Raw genomic sequence first — 17,227 nt, 5'->3', positions numbered from 1 at the left:
TCTCACTAATAAGTCAGAAAAGGTTCGTGAGGAATTGATAAAAATATTCAGCACTTTTACATTTTAGATTCAGTATTCAAAAAAACACCCTTTCCTACTTCAATTTGTTCAGCTACCTTTCCCTTAAAAGGGCAAGGAATATTCAATAGAATATTCAAAGCTTGTTATAATTCTCAAATTTTCTGTTCCACTTTGGTATCTGACTATTTTATTGCATCACCTCGTAGTTCACGATATTTTTTACGAGCATCTACAAAAAAGATACTATCGGCGTGATTAAAGATAAGTTTTTCATAAAGTTCTTTGGCTTTATCCGGTTCGTTATATACTTCGACATATAGGTTCGCTAATGCATACAGGGCATCATCTGCCAGAATATCATCACCATAAAACTCTATAATTTTAAGATAGTTTGTTTTTGCTTTATCATATTGTGATGTCTTTTCGAACAATTGCGCCTGACGCATAAAAGCTTCGTCTTCTATTTTTTCTCCTTTGTGATCTGTCAGGATTTTTTCGTACATCGCAATAGCAGCTTCCGTTTTATTTTGATAGCGTAACAGATCAGCTTTGGCAAAAATTTTCAGGGCGGTTTGGGTAGAATCCTCGAGGGAATTGTCACTTATAATTAAGCTGAGTTCCATGGCATCGTTAGCAATAAGTTGAGAGGTAGAAGATTTTAAAACATCTAATTGCGTTTGTGCCCATTTGAAATCTCCTTTATAATAACTCGTCTGTGCTACTTTGAAACGCGCATCCTGAGCTAAGAAATTATTTTTTAACGCGTTTTGAACTTGGGTGTAATAGATTAAAGCCTGATTAAACTTTTGATCCAGGATTAAAATATCTGCCATTTCCATTTTTATACGAGAGGTTTGAAATCTGGACAGGCGCTCAGTTTCTAATAAATCTTTTAAAAATTTAAAAGCTTTTACTTTTTCATCTTGATAAAAAGCCATAAAATGTGCATAGTCAATCTGCAATCCTATAGTTTCTCGACCTTTACCATAGGTCTCAAAAACCGAAGTATATTGTTTATCAATGTCATTGTATTCGGATGTTGTAGCCCCGTCAATTTTTGATTTTAGAATAATTTTATGGGCAGTAAGTTTTAAATCGCTTGATGCAGCCGGATTATCTAAGATATAATCGAGAATTGTAGTTGCTGATTTGATATCTTTTTCGGCAATAGCGATGCGTGCTAAGTCAATAATTCCCTGTAATCCTTCATCTTTGCGTTTAAATATGGCTTTTTCTTGTGCAAAAGCTTTTTTAAATTCCTTTTGCTGCACAAATAACCAACTCAGCATTTCATTATAAATAATATCGGGATTTTGCTGTAATTTCTTAATCAGTAATTTTCTAAAAACCTGATTAGCTTCATTAGTTGAATCCTCTGTAATATATGCACTGAAATTGCGCCGTACAATATTGCGGTAATTTGGCTGCAATTGAATGAGGGTAAGGTAGCTGTTAAACATTTTTTCTAACTGCCCTTGCTCTCCATATATTTTAGCCAGTTGAATGTTAAAGTTAGCACCCGGATTAGCCGCCATGCCTTTTTCGTAGGTGATTGCCGCTCGGTTCAAAAGGCTATATTTCTCAAAGGTTTGAGCCAGTGTATATACGCGATTTATATTTTGGTAATTAGAAACGTCTAGGGCTTGATCGTATAATTTGTTAGCTTCTTCTATACGGTGTTGCATCTCAAAGTGATGGCCTAATTCGACATAAAGTTGTGATGGATTTTGAGAACGCGCTATGGTGGTGCGAATGAGTTTTTCAGCCGCATCGAATTGTTCGAGTTGTTGATGAGATTCTACAAGACCTAACACATAGGTGATTCTCGAAGAGTTTTGTTGATATAATTGCTTGTAAATGCTCAGTGCCTTTTCATACTCGCCTTGTTGCAGATAGTTTTTAGCCAATTGCTCTGACTGGCCCCAAATGATCGAGCTGAGTAAAAACAGTAAACAAAAAATCACACGGTGCATACGACAAAAGGTTTTATGTAAAGATAGAACAAAGTAGGGAGGAGGCAAACTCTTCCGTTTGAATAAATACAGATACATCTCCCAACTTGGCTGAGAATCGGGGCTTTCAAATAATATATGAATTTATATTATTAGAACTATTCAGTTCCCTTCCTTTGAAGACGACATAGCGAAAGCTATGGGCGAGCTGGAGCGTAGGAAATGGGATGGATGTGTTATTTCCATTTGATTTGGTTAAAATAAGTTAAACTGAGCTAGCGTTGAAAAAATAGTGTATCACCTAGTTGACTGGATAATATTGTTTTACATCTCCCCAACCCCGCTGAGAATCGGGGCTTTTCAATACTATTTCCTTCCTTTGAAGACGAGATATCATTTACTATAGCCGAGCTGGAGCGCAGGAAATGGGATAGATGTTATATTTCTGATGTTTGTTTAGGAATAGTTATTTATCATATCTGTTAGCTCATCTACTACGCCATCAAGGTTTTCTAATATTTCTTTATTAGTAAACCGAATAAATTGAACTCCTAACTTTTCAATTCTCTGTTGCCGGTGACTATCTTCTAACATATGGTCATGTGAGGTTCCGTCAACCTCAATAGCAAGACCGATCTCTTTTGCATAAAAGTCCACAACATAATCTAGTATTGGAAATTGTCGAAAGAATAAAACGTGAAGTTGTCCTTTACGTATCCGTTTCCATAAAAGCATTTCGCAAGACGTCATATTGGATCGGAGTATTTTTGACAATGCTCTTGCTTCTGGTGTATATGGCAAAATATTATGTATTGGCATGGCTTACATTGCTAGAAATGTATTATACATCTCCCTAACCCGGCTGAGAAGCCAGGCTTTTCAAAACTATTCCTTTCCTTAAAAGACGACATAACAGTTACTATAGCCGAGCTGAAGCGTAAAACAAGGGGTGGATGTTTTCTTACTCCCCTTAGTCAATATAATCAAATCCGCAATATGGTACGAGCACCTCAGGAATCTTAATGCCTTTCTCAGTTTGGTAATTTTCTAAAATTCCGGCGAGTACTCGAGGTAATGCCAAAGAGCTTCCGTTAAGCGTGTGTGCCAATTGATTTTTACCTTCAGCATCTTTAAAACGTAATTTTAAGCGATTTGCCTGATAGGATTCAAAGTTGGATACAGAACTGATTTCTAACCAACGATCCTGAGCGGTTGAAAACACTTCAAAATCATACGTAAGGGCGGCAACAAACCCTGTATCTCCTCCGCATAAACGGAGTACGCGGTACGGTAATTGTAATTCGTTCAAAATTTCTTTTATATGTTCCATCATGCCTTCAAGGGCTTCATAGGAATGCTCCGGTTTTTCGACACGTACAATTTCAACCTTATCAAATTGATGTAAACGGTTGAGTCCACGTACATGCGCGCCGTACGATCCGGCTTCACGACGAAAACACGGTGTATATCCTGTATATTGAATCGGTAAATCAGCTGCCTGTAACAATTCATCTCTAAAAATGTTCGTAATAGGTACTTCAGCAGTCGGAATAAGATATAGGTCATCTCCGGTAACGTGATACATTTGACCTTCTTTATCCGGTAACTGACCTGTGCCATACCCCGACAACTCATTTACCAAATGCGGAACCTGTACTTCTTTGTAGCCTGCAGCAATATTCTTATCTAAAAAATAGTTAATTAACGCGCGTTGTAAACGGGCACCTTTCCCTTTATATACCGGAAATCCCGCACCTGTAATCTTAACCCCCAATTCAAAATCAATGATATCATATTTTTTTGCTAATTCCCAGTGGGGTAAAGCACCCTCTGCTAGTTTTGGCACTTCTCCGGCGGTAAAAACCTCCTCATTATCCGCTTCGGTTTGTCCGTCGGGTACAGACGCATGCGGGACATTTGGTATCGTATACAACAACTGTACTAATTCGTCCTGAGTTTTTTGCAGCGTTACCGCCAGTTCTTTGGAAGACTCTTTAAGCTGAGAAGTTTTTTCTTTGAGTAAGTTCGCTTTTTGTTGTTCTCCGTTTTTAAATAAAATACCGATCTCCTTAGATAATTTATTTGAATCAGCTAAAGTGTTATCTAATTGTGCCTGAGTAGCACGACGTTTTTCATCCAATGCAATGATCTGATCAAATACAGGAGCTGCATCAAAGTTACGTTTAGCTAACCCCTTTATGTAAGCCTCTTTATGTGTTATGATATTCTGTACTAGTAACATGCTATAATTTTTGGGCGATCATACCGGGTATGCCGGGCTATCCACGGTATCTTTTTAGGACAGATAAGTAGCTAAATAGCCCAAATCATATCATAAAAAGGATGCTGTTGCTATCCCTATCGCGATGAAAAAAGCAAATGTAAAGAAAAGTGGGGGTTTAAGAAACCAAAAAGAAAAAGATAATATCGCATATAAAATGATTATAAATGAATTCTCAAATCTTCGGTACTATCCAAAAATGTGAAATAAACTACTGCAATCAATAGTGAAATAGTAAAATATTAAAAAAACACTTGGTATGCTTTGAGCAGTTCATCCAAAGTACTAGACATTTCATCGAAAAATCAAACATAAGGGGGAAATTCCCCCTAGCACCTGAGTCTTTTTAATAAAATTTTAACTTTATGTTTGTAAGATAAATTAACGTCCAACTTAAATATATCGTATAAGAATATTACTCATTCTTTTACTATTTCATTTTTTTAAAATGAGTAGTCAGGAAGAGACTTCCTTATCATTTCCAGATATTTATCCGGTAGCCCCCGAAGTAGCAAACTTGATGAAATATGGAGATATTCCTGTTAACCTAGCTGCAGGAAAAATTGATTATTCTGTTCCGATTTATACCATCAAGGTGGGAGATTTTGAATATCCAATCTCCTTATCCTACAACTACTCAGGTCTTGTGACCGAAGAGGATGTTGGATCAGTAGGCTTGGGTTGGACATTGAATGGAACTGGACTTATCACCAGACAAATCAACGGTAAACCCGATGAATCAGCCTCCTTTGGTTATATCGGTCAAGATATGAATACCCCTAGTGGCATTGGATTTGAGTATGTAGAACCTTTTTACAAGCAACAACTTTCTAATAATTTGATAGAGCAACTGTTTAGAAATGCTGCCAATGGTCAATGGGATACCGAACCGGATAAATTTATGATAAAAGCAGGAGATACAGAGGGATCCTTTTATCTAAATGCTAGAGCAATACCGGTTTTTATGCCACAGAAAAACTATAAAGTAACTTTCGATAATAATTTCTCAGGAAAAATCACTGTTGACAATGACTTAGGTATAATATATGAATTTGAAGATATTGAATATACTACTCAGGAAGGCAGTATGTCAACATCCCTAATTAATTATACATCGAATTGGTACCTTAGTAAGATACGATTCCCGAACTCGTCAAAGGAAATTTCTTTTTTTTATGATAACTATACTTACCACAAAACCGGCTATCGTGAGACAAAAACCACTAGATCGGGATCTTCGTGTGAGGGACTTGCAAATCCTTCAATCACAAGTGATCAATCTGATGCTCTTACACAGCCTAAGCTACTAAAAAAGATAGTTTTTCCCGATGGAGAATTACGCTTTTTCAATAAAACAGATAGCAACGGATCTATGTTAGAAAAAGTAGAACTTCTAAACACCCTTAGTGATACAATAAGTCAGTTTAATTATAAATATTCAAATACAATTCCCTCAGCAAAAAAGACACTACAAGCTATCACAAAATCCAAAGGTAATTCTATATTGCCTTATTTTAATTTTGAATATTATGGAACACTTCCGGAAGTATTAGATTACCGGTCTCAAGATCATTGGGGGTTTTATAACGGGAAGAACAACAAGGGTCTATTGGAAGGAGATCGTTCTATTTCTTTTAAACATGCTCGTATTGGAGCTTTAAATAAAATAGTGGATCCAACCAAAGGCTATACCAAGATCAATTATGAACAGAATCAAGTACCATTTGAGACCTCAAATATAGATAATGGCACCGATGATTCTCCGCCTGAGTTTGATGCTTCAATTATGATTGAGCTAGACTCAGATGATTATTCAGAGATATCAAATTTCTTAGAACGTACCGTGGCCATACCCTCGGATATTAATGTATTTTCGGTTCAACTATTTGCCGGATGTTATGGCAATAATGGTCTTATTGAAGCTTCTGTTGCAGTTTCAGGAGGTATAAATAATTATTCTTCAACTCAAAATAACCGCGATCTATTTGTATCCTTAGAACAAGGAGGGGAAGGGTCTAATTCAAATCCGAATGAAGTGGCTAAAAAAGAAGAACATGGCTTAGGGATTTTTTCCTATACCGGTGTAGGTGATCCAAAAGTTACAATCACCTTGAATACCACTTCCACTAGTAATACACGCGCCAGAGCATATGCTTTTATCAATTATGTGGCGAGAAAGCCACTAGGAACTATTTTATTTTCCCCAATCGGAGGCATACGAATTGCCAGTAGTGTTGATTATAGCACTGCGCAGGACTCCATTTATAAAGGATATAAATATCTTAAAAAAGATGGTAAAAGTAGCGGTCTATTAAGTAATCAATCCTATTTGAGAGCTACTCAGATTTATACTGGTTGCAAAAATTGTAAATTCACCACCATACATGCTTCCAGTAACTTACCTTTTTCCAGTTTTCAGGGAAATTCAGTCTTTTATAGTAGAGTTGAGATTTTGAGTAATGGCAATGATCGCAATGGAAAACAAGTGCAATATTTTAGTGGAGGAGGTTCTGGAAGTGGGCTCTTTTTACCTACAAGGATGTTAAAGGTTGGCGCTTTCGAAAGCATTTAGAAGAAGATTTCAAAAACGAAAATGATGCGTTGATAAAAGTTCATGAAAATAAGCTCGAAAAAACGATAGAATACCCTTATTCACTCAATGATGCATTAAGCAATAATATGCTGGCTATCGGTTTTAGAGCACAACAACATGAATTTAGATATCATATCTTCTCTGGATGTGTTCCTGATGTAACTATACGAACCTATGATTTCCAGCAAGAAACTATATTCCATCGTTCTGAATTTTTTCATAAGACAAAGGAGGAGCAAGCAAACTATCATAATGGTCGTGAAATTAAAAGTACCACCATCTATGATTATAAACCCCTTTTAGACTACCCTTCAGAGATTAAGTCTATTGATTCTCTTGGAGGCACTAAGTTTCAGCATTTAGTATATCCTACAGATGAGAATAACACTATTTTAATCAATGCTAATATACTGGCAAAACCAGGGCTCATAGAAAATTATACAGATCAAAATAAGAACCTGAGTATTGATGCTTCAGAGAAGACATTTTCTCACAGAACAAAGTACAAGGTTTTGAACAATGGAATTGTTATGCCAGAGATAATTAAAAGTGCTAAAGGGACGGATCTATTAGAAAACCGTCTAATATACCACAAATACGATTCTTTGGGCAATCCTTTAGAATTTTCAAAAGCAAATAGTCCTCATAGTATTTTTATCTGGGGATATAAAAACACTTTGCCAATTGCCAAAATAGACAATGCGAGTTATGATACGATGCCGTTATCTGTTCTTAATCGAATCGATTCAATAAAAAATATCTCTAACACCGAGAATTCTAAAACAACAGAAGAAACATTACGTAATTTATTGCAGGAATTACGAGAAGACCCTTATTTTTCATCATCCCAAGTCGTGTCTTCTACCTACGACCCACACATTGGCGTTACCAGCATGACGGACTCCAATGGAACTATTCATTATTATGAATATGATGATTTTAATCGATTACGTTATGTGCTGGATGAGTATAGGCAGGTACTTAAAAAGATAAATTATAATTATCAGGGAGAAACGACCTCTACTTTTAATCTATCAATACATGTAAATAGTCCAGAGGGTATCACTCCGGGAAAAGGCATCTCTTTTTCTGCAGTAACATCAAGTACAGTAACATCGTCTAATTTGGTATATACTTGGTATGTAAATGATCTTCAAGAAAGTTGTGGTACAAATGCTACATTCAATAAAACTTTTCAAACCGAGGGGACATACACGGTTAAAGTATCAATTTATGATAAGGAGGCAAATAAATCAGTAACCAAAAAACAGCTAGTTGATGTTAAGTATCCTCCTTTAACTCAACCTACCCTTGCGGTAAACAGCAATAATGTTTTAAATGGATCTAGTGTACCTTTTACATTATCTGGCGTTGTTGGTGGTTCGGGGGATTTTAGATACGATTGGTATCGTAATGGTACTAAACAGACGGATCAGGGTACTTATAACTATACCAATACCACCCAAGGAACACATGCAGTTTTTGTTAAAATTATAGACAAAATAACAGGCAAGTTTGTTCAAAGTAATACAGTGGTTGTTTACTCATATGCACCTTTAACGGCACCTATAGTTACTGTTTTCAAACGGCATATAGTAAAAGGAGCTACCGTTAGTTTTACTACCTCAGGAATATCAGGAGGCTCTGGAAGTCGCAGCTACGAATGGTATATTAATAATGTAAAACAAAGTGCCTCCGGAACTACTTTTTCATATAAATTCAGTACTACAGGTACCTATACGGTACGCTTTAAAGTCATAGATTTAAAGATAACGAGTCACTCCGTTTTAGATAATGGTACAGCTAAGGTATATGTATACAATCCTATGTATGTTTCAGCATCGCCGGTAAGTGGTAACATAAATGAGACTGTTAGAAGTATAACCTTTATGCTATCAACAACTGGTGGTTCAGGTACTATAGCTCCAGTACAATGGACAATTAGACAAATAAGTCCTACCTCCAATGTGACCACCTCAAATAGTACTGGGACATCCTTTACGTTTTCTACTAACACCAACGGAGAGTACGAAATTACAGCAACCATTCGTGATGATAAGACCGGTCAAAGCGTCTTAAAAGCTATGCCTGTTATTGTGAATATCCCACAAGGTGGCGACGATCCAGCAACCCCTTGGTAAACAATTTTAAAACCCAAAAATGAAAAATTATATATTATATTGTTTCTTAGCTTTATCCTTGCACCTTTCGGGGCAAGTAGATTTGACTGATAAAAACTATGTACATACTATCGTACCACAACAAGGAGTAACTAAAGCAGAATTAGAAGTAACACAATGCTTTGGTGTAGTCACAGAAGTCATAGAAAGCATTACCTACTATGACGGACTGGGCAGAGCCAAGCAGCAAATCGCTATCAAAGGTTCTTCAAATGAAAGAGATATCGTAACGCATATACCTTACGACAGCTATGGCAGACAAGACAAGCAATACCTGCCCTTTGTTTCAAGCACTCCGGCAGGTAGTTATAAAACGGTGAATATCAACAACGATATTAACAGCTATTACTTAAATACCTATCCCGAGGATTTTCCGGGGATTACAAATCCAGCGGAAGTGAATGCTTATTCAGAAAGTATTTTTGAACCCTCACCACTGAATAGAGTCTTAGAACAAGGGGCTCCGGGAGCCGCCTGGAAAGCCAATCCTGCCAGTGATAGCGATCATACCATCAAATTTGATTGGAAGACCAATAAAGTTTCAGACAGTATTATACGTTTTAAAGTACAGTTCTTGGATACAAGTAACACAGAGGTGCCGACACTTATAAAAGCAGGATTTTATGGGTCAAGCGAATTACATATTACCATCACGAAAGATGAAAACTGGACGCCCACCGATGGGCAGCTTCATACCACCGAAGAATTTAAAGACAAGCAGGGGAGAGTCGTTTTAAAAAGAACCTTTGACGCTTCCTCACCATTAGCAACCGGTAGCACCTCTCAAACCCTTGATACCTATTATGTATATGATGTTTTTGGAAATCTTACTTATGTCATTCCACCCAAAGTTACCACAAGTGATGGTGTAAGTGCCACAGAATTATCCGAGCTCTGTTACCAGTACCATTACGATTACCGAAACCGCCTAATCGAGAAAAAGATTCCTGGCAAGGGATGGGAGTATATCGTCTATAGCAAGCTCGACCAACCCATCTTAACTCAGGATACATTACTAAGGGCAGGATCTGCCTGGTTGTTTACGAAGTATGATGCCTTTGGCAGAGTCGCCTTTACCGGGAAACTCACTATTCCCAATAAAACCAGAAAAGAAATCCAGACCGAAGCCAATGCATACAGCCAGCCTTTATGGGTATCACGTGCAGCCCCGGCACTTGTTGGCGGTACCACCCTCTATTATGACGATGGTGGCTATCCCAAAGTACAAAGCGGTGAAGTCCTGACGGTGAATTACTATGACAATTATGACTTTTTAGGACCTACTCCGACAGCTCCTTTTGCACCACCCGTAAGTGTCTATGGCCAGCCCGTAAGCGATCGCACGAAGACACTCGCTACAGGAAGCCGGGTCAAAGTATTAGGCACCTCTTTTTGGACCACTACCGTAACGTATTACGATAAAAAAGCACGACCCATTTATATCGCCAGTCAGAATGAGTATTTAGAGGCTACCGATGTCATAGAAAATAAGCTGGATTTTGTAGGGAAGGTAGAAAAAAGTAAAACCACCCATACCAAAGGCAGCAATGCTGCTATAGTAACCATCGATTCTTTTACATACGATCATATGGGAAGATTGCTGAGTCACAACCAACAACTCGATGGCGGTACCGTAGAACAGATCGCCTACACTACCTATGAGGCACTGGGACAATTGCAAAAGAAATATGTGGGTGGCATCTATGACAGTCTACAACCTACAAAAGGCCTGCAAGAAGTCGATTACCGCTATAACATACGCGGCTGGCTTACCGGCATTAATAATGCCAATAGCCTCGGCAATGACCTTTTTGGTTTTGGGATTAATTATAATACCCCAACACAAACCACTCTGGGAGCCACTGCGCTCTACAATGGAAACATCAGCGAGACCCTTTGGCAAACGGCAAGTGATCAGATCACGCGCGCTTATGGCTACCAGTATGATCCGCTCAATCGTATCACCGCAGCCAACAGCAGTAGCGGTAACTATGACCTGAGCAATCTTACCTATGATACCATGGGCAATATCCTGTCCCTTCACAGAAAAGGGCATCTCAATACAGAGGCGACCCTCTTTGGAGCGATGGATTACCTAAACTATCGCTATGATACAGGTAATAAACTACTGGCGGTTACCGATAGCGGAAACACGACCTTTGGATTTAAAGATGGCAATAGTACAGGAGATGACTACGCATATGATGCTAATGGGAATATGACTAGTGATGCCAATAAAGGGATTACCGGTATTACCTATAATCATTTAAATTTACCCGAAACCGTTACTGTAAACAGTGCTGCTCATACCGGAAATATTAGTTATATTTACGATGCCACCGGAGCTAAACTAAAAAAGATCAGTACCGAGGGAAGTTCTTTAACAACTGAATATGCTGGGAATTATATTTATGAAAGAGACACCTTGCAGTTTTTTAATCAACCCGAAGGCTATATTGAACCCAACGCACTGGGCGGGTATGACTATATCTATCAGTACAAAGATCATTTAGGGAATATCCGATTATCGTATTCAGACAAGGATAGGGACGGTATGATTGACCTACTTAGAAATAACGTAGACGTTGATGGAGATGGGGATCTGGGACATGAGATCAGAGAAGAGAAGCATTATTATCCCTTTGGAATGCAACAACAACTTGGCGTAGATCACCCTAGCTCTGCGATATCAGGAATTCCACATAGGTATGGATTTAATAGGAAGGAAGAACAGGACGAACTTGGTTTAGGATGGTTGGACTTCTCTGCTAGAAATTATAATCCAGAATTAGGAAGATGGATGAATCTGGATCCACTGGCAGAACAAATGCGTCGGCACTCACCTTATAACTATGCTTTTGATAATCCATTACGATTTATCGATCCTGATGGGATGAAACCATTTGTGAAAGAAGGAACTTGCTGTGATAATAATCCAATAAGCGGTATAGGCACAGGAATAGCTCGAGCAGTTGAAAGTGAGATAAATCAAATAAATCAAAAATTAAATTCGGCAGCGCATAAAATAGCTTCATTATTTAAAGAAGATGTTGAGCCCGTATTTAATGATGATGCAGCTGATATCGTTGAAACCTCAAGTAATTCTATTGACACCAAAACTTCAAAAAATATTGCCAAGAATGCAGGGGTTATTAGTGATATTCTAGTAGGGGTAAAGTTAACAATGGAATTTGCAGAAAATGGAGTATCCGAACAATTAGTTCAGGATGCTGCTACTGAAACAATAGCTAATGCTACAGGTCCAGTTGGACCAGCTACAGAAATGGTAATAAATAATGGTAAAGAAGAGGACGGAGTTACTAATTCTAATAATTTGAATAAGTCATATTCGAGCTCTGGGGATCAAAGAAATGCATATATTTATAAAAATTTTACTATGAGAAACCAAAGAAATACAGATTCAAGATCACATGGTGAAAGACTTCAATCGGCAAGCGATAGGGCTAAAGGAGATTCATTTGCAAAATTTTGGTTGAATGTAACAGGTGTCCCTAAATAATAATCAATACTTTATGAATTTGATTTATAAATATTATGCTTGTTTATTAGTTTTCACAAGCTATACAGGTTTCAAACTAACAAATGAAGATTCAAGAGCGACAATAATTTTTACTATTGTTTTTTTATTAAATCTTGGAATAGTTCTTGAACTATTAGGTATTAAAGTGCTTAGTGTGAATAGATATATTATGGTTATTTCATTTATTATCTCATTCTTTGCTTTTTACAAATATTTTACGAATAAATCTTTAAAAGAAAAGATGATTATAGGTTATAGAAGTTTAGGTCAAAAAAAGCAGTTTATTGTTTGTTTTATATCATTAGTCTATACTATTTTTTCAGCAATCCTTTTTTTAAAGTTATTATAATGAATAGGTTTTTTACAATCTTAATATTCTTTTTTTGCTTATCAGTCCATCCTCAGGATTTTTATAAAGTAAAAGTTATTGGGGATGTTCTATGCGATTGTTTAAGAGAGAATGCAGATAAGCAAGATGTTGTTAGAATTGATCAGTGTGGATATGTTTTATCCAAGGGGTTATCCGCATTAAAAAACGATTCAATACAAGGTGTATATGCTAGCAAGTCTGATACTTATCTACAGAAAAATTGTTTTGAATATATAAGTTTAATTAGTAAACAAAAAACTAATTCTGATTTAAAAGTATCTAACAAGCAATCGTATGAATCTAAAGATAATTTTTTTAAATATTTCCAAGATTTTGAGGATAATAATTTTTACTATAAAGATTTTATTGATGACTCAATAGTAGTAACAGTAAATGAGTCAAGATGGAGAGAAAAATTGACTTCATCGGGAAATATGGTTTCTTTTAATTTAATAATGAATGAAAATAGTACAAAGCTTAGATTTGTTGAATCAAATGATTCTTTTTTTAATGACTATTATAAACCAGATGAGATAATAGAAGTTAGAGCCAAAAAAAACACTAGCAATGTTATAGTCGTAGTGTTTAAATTTTCTAATGGTATAGTAATGGAGAAACAGCTAACAAAAATATAACTAGCCCGATCGCGGGGAATTGCGCCATGAAATCAGAGAAGAGAAGCATTATTACATCCGCTCAATCGCATCACCGCAGGCAACAGCAGTAGTGGGAACTATAACCTGAGCAATCTTACCTATGATAGGATGGGTAATATCCTGTCCCTTCATAGAAAAGGACATGTCAATACCAAGGCTACCCTTTTTGGAGCGATGGACCACCCCGCTAGCGCTCGTCTGTGACGGGTGCCGTCAAAGCTTGACGGGTACGAGTAAGAAATAAAAGACAAGCACCAGTTACAATGATTTGTAGCTGGTTTTTTGTTTTATAGAATAGATTGTATTTTACGTTTGGCAATAAAAGCATCAATAACGGAGAAGATATGTTCTTTATCAGTATCCTCAAACTTAGAGACTTCCAAAATACGTTGTCGTGTAATTTTATCCATCTGTACGTCAGCCTTACCGGTTAAGTAATCCAAAGAAACATCAAGGATATCAGCAATTTTACGAGCAATCTCAATAGAGGGTGTAATCTCTGAACTTTCATATCTGCCAATTACCGCACTACCCCGTGTATAACGATACTTTTCGCAAGTTATCCTGTGATACCTTATTAGTTTTCTTAATCCCTATTAGTTAAAGCAATAGAAAAGTACGTTAATAAGTACTTTTTTAATATCTTTGCCTTATGGAAACAGTAAATTATACAGATTTTCGTTCCAATCTAAAGCATTGGTTCGATAAGGTCATCAATGATGTAAGCGATATCATTATCAAACGTAAAAATGGTAAAGACCTCGTTTTAATATCACTGGATGAATACAACTCATTAAAAGAGACTACCTATCTGCTTACGGGAAGAAATAGAGATATTTTATTAAACTCTATCAAGGAATTAGAAGCAGGTAAGGGTATAGAAAAAGATTTGATGGAATAGATGAAATTAATTTGGTCTACTTCCTCTTGGGAAGATTATTTGTATTGGCAGAAAGTCGATAAGAAATTAGTAAAACGAATTAACGAACTCCTTAAGAGTTGTATGCGTACACCTTTTGAAGGTATAGGAAAACCTGAAGCCTTAAAAGGAGATTTGCAGGGATATTGGTCAAGAAGGATTACATCAGAACATCGATTGGTGTACAAATATGAAAATGAACAATTATTAATAGCCGCTTGTCGTTTTCATTACGGTAAGTAATCCCGATCGCCCGGATATGATCGCGCTGAATTGCATTCCGTGCTGCGGATGAGTAATTGATACAAGAAAGAAAATAAAAGACAAGAGACAGTTACATTGCTTTGAAGCTGGATTCTTTTAAAAGAGCTATGTTCTATTAATTAAGTATTTCAGCTTACTCCTCATATTTTATAATCCAAGGATTGGTTGTAAAATAGTTCCAGGGGACACTGGCAAGATCTACCTCGGGATCGATAAACTTTTTACGGGGCTTGCCATTGATAGAGATCTCACTATCGACATACACCGCCACGTCGCGATCCTGAGTTGCGTATGCAGCTTTGACGCGTTGCGCAAACTGCCACATAGCATCGGGTTTACTGGCCACAGTGCGTAGCTGTTTTTTGGACAAAAACAGATTTTTATCGACACGCTCTCGTTTGCCTTCAGGATCATTTTTATCCACCACATAGAAGTGCGTCAGCCCCGAGCGACCGCGCAACATCATACGCCAGCTCAAACGATGGCCTTCTTCGGTCCACAATACATCTCCCGGGATAAACCAATGACGTACTGGTAATGTAATTTGTATCACTAGCCAAACCGACAACACCGCTATCAGAGCTTTGCTGTATCTCGGAATTTTAATTTCATTGGCAGTGTAAAAAGGTTTTCTCTTCATAAATAAGCGGTGAATACGTTCTTTCGAAAAGAAAAAGACGGTAAAACCAAGTGATAAATATGGAAAAATCCCGATTTGAAAAACAATCGAGTTAAACATATGAAAAAAGATACTAATGATAAAAATAGCAAAGCGTGTACGACGCCATAATAGCAAGGGGATGACTAGTAGGTCAAAAAGAATACCAGTATACGCGATACAATAACGCACCCAGCTTGCTTGCAACCACTCACCAATAATCGGGTAATATGCTCTGGCCGCCATTAGATTTTTAGGAACGGTACCATCCAGCCAGTCAGGATATAGTTTTGCAACCGAAGCATACGTATACACAATCCATAATTGAGCGATGATGATGAGTACGCACCAACGCGGCATATAGATTTTTTGCTTCTCAGGATGTTGTCTGCTGTCAACAGAAAAATAATCGGCTGCGGGTAATGCCAGCATCATCAAACAAAGTAATAGCAAGAGATAGTAGTGGTTGTTGTAGGAGGTTTTTTGCATAAAATAAACTCCCGCCCATAAAATGGTGTAGCCTGCCATGCTCCAACGGTATTTGTAACCGATCATAACCAAAAACCCAAAAACACCTAAAACGGCATAATAATAATACATACCATCACCGGGCAGCGGTTGTAGAAAATCTAAACCAATAAAGTTAAAGGTGAATTTAGGAGCGATTAGTGTTCGCTGGATCCAGCCGGTAAAAATGGCACCAACAGCTTCGAGCATGATTAAAAACCCAAAAATCACCCTAAAAACAATCAGAGAACTGTTGTCTATTTGGGTGAACAACCAACGATTAATCATAACATATCGTTTATAAAATCTCTCGCAAAATCCTCATCTTCCTGCATAGCAGTTTTTAGTTCCTCGAGAGAACCGAATTTTTTTTCCTCACGGATGCGATGCAGCAGTTCTATCTGAATTTTCTTTTCATAAAGATTAAAGGTGGCATCAAAGAAGTGGGTTTCAATAGTTTGGTGAGTACCATTTACCGTAGGATTTGTCCCAATATTCATCATGCCAAAATATAATTTTTCGTCGATTTTGGACTGTACAATATATACACCCTGCTTTGGGATAAGTTTATAGGACTCTTCAATAACTAAATTAGCTGTGGGATATTCTAATTTACGACCTAACGCTTTGCCTCGTACAATTTTGCCGGTTAGCATGAAGTTATATCCAAGATATTTGTTGGCTTTGGCAATATCTCCCTTGTTAAGAGCTTGTCGAATCTTGGTGGAGCTTACAGCTACATCATCAATATCTTGTTTGGATATTTCTTCGACGGTAAAATTATTCTGCATACCAAAGGTTGCCAAATCAGTAATGTCAGAATTGCGATTACGACCAAATCGATGATCGTAGCCTATGATGACATGTCGCGCTTTTAATTTCTTAACCAGTAATTTCTCGACATACTCACCTGCTGTTAGTCTGGAGAACTCTCTGGTAAAAGGATGAATGACCAAATTATCCAGTCCCGTACTCTCCAATATCTGAATACGTTCATCAATGGTATTGATCAATTTGATATTAGAGTCTTGCTGCAAGACCATTCGGGGGTGGGGAAAAAAAGTAAGAATCACAGATTCCAACCCATTATGCTTGGCTGCGTCGACTAAACGTTCTATTATTTTTTTATGCCCAATATGAACTCCGTCAAAAGTACCAATGGTAACTACCGAAGGTGTTTCATTATTGTATGTATTGGCATCTGTATACCTTTTCAACTGCAATAGGTTATATATAATCCATAAAGAGGAAGCTGTTATAAGATCGTCTTATGTACTTTCTGTTT

At 37.2% G+C, this 17,227-nt stretch carries 13 protein-coding genes and 1 pseudogene; 7 read left to right on the top strand and 7 right to left on the bottom strand.

What is annotated here, in order from left to right; all coding sequences use genetic code 11:
* Positions 1–203: 203 nt before the first annotated feature.
* From BD809_RS04475 to serS, 3 genes are all read right to left on the bottom strand, one after another.
* On the bottom strand, positions 204–1,994 hold the full coding sequence (locus BD809_RS04475) for a tetratricopeptide repeat protein (protein ID WP_148781742.1): 1,791 nt from the start codon (positions 1,992–1,994) through the stop codon (positions 204–206).
* 435 nt (positions 1,995–2,429) lie between these two features.
* Complete coding sequence (locus tag BD809_RS04470; RefSeq protein ID WP_211356692.1) at positions 2,430–2,792, bottom strand: endonuclease domain-containing protein; 363 nt, start codon at positions 2,790–2,792, stop codon at positions 2,430–2,432.
* 151 nt (positions 2,793–2,943) lie between these two features.
* Positions 2,944–4,215, bottom strand: coding sequence for a serine--tRNA ligase (gene serS / locus BD809_RS04465; protein ID WP_148781741.1), 1,272 nt, complete (start codon positions 4,213–4,215; stop codon positions 2,944–2,946).
* Positions 4,216–4,702: 487 nt separating this feature from the next.
* Between serS and BD809_RS04460 the strand changes: the two genes are divergently transcribed.
* From BD809_RS04460 to BD809_RS04440, 5 genes are read left to right on the top strand one after another with little or no spacing between them, the layout of a single operon-like run.
* The gene (locus tag BD809_RS04460; RefSeq protein ID WP_148781740.1) at positions 4,703–6,826 is read left to right on the top strand and encodes a hypothetical protein; all 2,124 of its coding nucleotides are present in this window, start codon (positions 4,703–4,705) and stop codon (positions 6,824–6,826) included.
* A gap of 29 nt (positions 6,827–6,855) precedes the next feature.
* Complete coding sequence (locus tag BD809_RS04455; protein WP_148781739.1) at positions 6,856–8,988, top strand: PKD domain-containing protein; 2,133 nt, start codon at positions 6,856–6,858, stop codon at positions 8,986–8,988.
* 19 nt (positions 8,989–9,007) lie between these two features.
* Positions 9,008–12,547, top strand: a complete 3,540-nt coding sequence (locus BD809_RS04450) for a DUF6443 domain-containing protein (RefSeq protein ID WP_148781738.1) — start codon at positions 9,008–9,010, stop codon at positions 12,545–12,547.
* 13 nt (positions 12,548–12,560) lie between these two features.
* The gene (locus BD809_RS04445; protein ID WP_148781737.1) at positions 12,561–12,917 is read left to right on the top strand and encodes a hypothetical protein; all 357 of its coding nucleotides are present in this window, start codon (positions 12,561–12,563) and stop codon (positions 12,915–12,917) included.
* Positions 12,917–13,573, top strand: coding sequence for a hypothetical protein (locus BD809_RS04440; RefSeq protein WP_148781736.1), 657 nt, complete (start codon positions 12,917–12,919; stop codon positions 13,571–13,573). Before BD809_RS04445 ends, BD809_RS04440 begins: the two co-directional genes overlap by 1 nt.
* Positions 13,574–13,881: 308 nt before the next feature.
* Here BD809_RS04440 and BD809_RS15950 read toward each other — a convergent pair whose 3' ends face one another.
* On the bottom strand, positions 13,882–14,004 hold the full coding sequence (locus BD809_RS15950) for a hypothetical protein (RefSeq protein WP_262712876.1): 123 nt from the start codon (positions 14,002–14,004) through the stop codon (positions 13,882–13,884).
* 33 nt (positions 14,005–14,037) lie between these two features.
* Positions 14,038–14,115 (bottom strand): annotated as a pseudogene (locus tag BD809_RS16025) (helix-turn-helix domain-containing protein); the annotation flags it as partial.
* Between the two features lie 131 nt (positions 14,116–14,246).
* Between BD809_RS16025 and BD809_RS04430 the strand changes: the two are divergent.
* A complete protein-coding gene (locus BD809_RS04430) occupies positions 14,247–14,495 on the top strand; it encodes a type II toxin-antitoxin system Phd/YefM family antitoxin (protein WP_148781734.1) in 249 nt (82 codons plus the stop codon).
* Positions 14,496–14,756 carry a Txe/YoeB family addiction module toxin gene (locus BD809_RS04425; RefSeq protein WP_148781733.1) on the top strand — a complete coding sequence of 87 codons (261 nt, stop codon included), beginning with the start codon at positions 14,496–14,498 and terminating at the stop codon, positions 14,754–14,756.
* 154 nt (positions 14,757–14,910) lie between these two features.
* Here the strand turns inward: BD809_RS04425 and BD809_RS04420 are convergent, their stop codons facing one another.
* Together BD809_RS04420 and BD809_RS04415 are read right to left on the bottom strand one after the other, a co-directional pair.
* The gene (locus tag BD809_RS04420) at positions 14,911–16,230 is read right to left on the bottom strand and encodes an HTTM domain-containing protein (protein WP_148781732.1); all 1,320 of its coding nucleotides are present in this window, start codon (positions 16,228–16,230) and stop codon (positions 14,911–14,913) included.
* Positions 16,227–17,159 (bottom strand): bifunctional riboflavin kinase/FAD synthetase, encoded by a 933-nt coding sequence (locus tag BD809_RS04415; protein ID WP_148781731.1) that lies wholly within the window; start codon positions 17,157–17,159, stop codon positions 16,227–16,229. The genes BD809_RS04420 and BD809_RS04415 overlap by 4 nt, the downstream gene beginning before the upstream one ends.
* Positions 17,160–17,227 lie beyond the last annotated feature (68 nt).

The sequence above is a fragment of the Aquimarina intermedia genome, assembly GCF_008124785.1.
Lineage (GTDB): Bacteria > Bacteroidota > Bacteroidia > Flavobacteriales > Flavobacteriaceae > Aquimarina > Aquimarina intermedia.
Note: the sequence above shows the minus strand (reverse complement) of the source record. Positions and strands in the feature narration are given on the sequence as shown.

Excerpts from the sequence above, each read along its gene's own strand:
- BD809_RS04475 (WP_148781742.1), bottom strand. The coding sequence starts at position 1,994 with ATGCACCGTGTGATTTTTTGTTTACTGTTTTTACTCAGCTCGATCATT.
- BD809_RS04470 (WP_211356692.1), bottom strand. The coding sequence starts at position 2,792 with ATGCCAATACATAATATTTTGCCATATACACCAGAAGCAAGAGCATTG.
- serS (WP_148781741.1), bottom strand. The coding sequence starts at position 4,215 with ATGTTACTAGTACAGAATATCATAACACATAAAGAGGCTTACATAAAG.
- BD809_RS04460 (WP_148781740.1), top strand. The coding sequence starts at position 4,703 with ATGAGTAGTCAGGAAGAGACTTCCTTATCATTTCCAGATATTTATCCG.
- BD809_RS04450 (WP_148781738.1), top strand. The coding sequence starts at position 9,008 with ATGAAAAATTATATATTATATTGTTTCTTAGCTTTATCCTTGCACCTT.
- BD809_RS04445 (WP_148781737.1), top strand. The coding sequence starts at position 12,561 with ATGAATTTGATTTATAAATATTATGCTTGTTTATTAGTTTTCACAAGC.
- BD809_RS04440 (WP_148781736.1), top strand. The coding sequence starts at position 12,917 with ATGAATAGGTTTTTTACAATCTTAATATTCTTTTTTTGCTTATCAGTC.
- BD809_RS15950 (WP_262712876.1), bottom strand. The coding sequence starts at position 14,004 with ATGGATAAAATTACACGACAACGTATTTTGGAAGTCTCTAAGTTTGAG.
- BD809_RS04430 (WP_148781734.1), top strand. The coding sequence starts at position 14,247 with ATGGAAACAGTAAATTATACAGATTTTCGTTCCAATCTAAAGCATTGG.
- BD809_RS04425 (WP_148781733.1), top strand. The coding sequence starts at position 14,496 with ATGAAATTAATTTGGTCTACTTCCTCTTGGGAAGATTATTTGTATTGG.
- BD809_RS04420 (WP_148781732.1), bottom strand. The coding sequence starts at position 16,230 with ATGATTAATCGTTGGTTGTTCACCCAAATAGACAACAGTTCTCTGATT.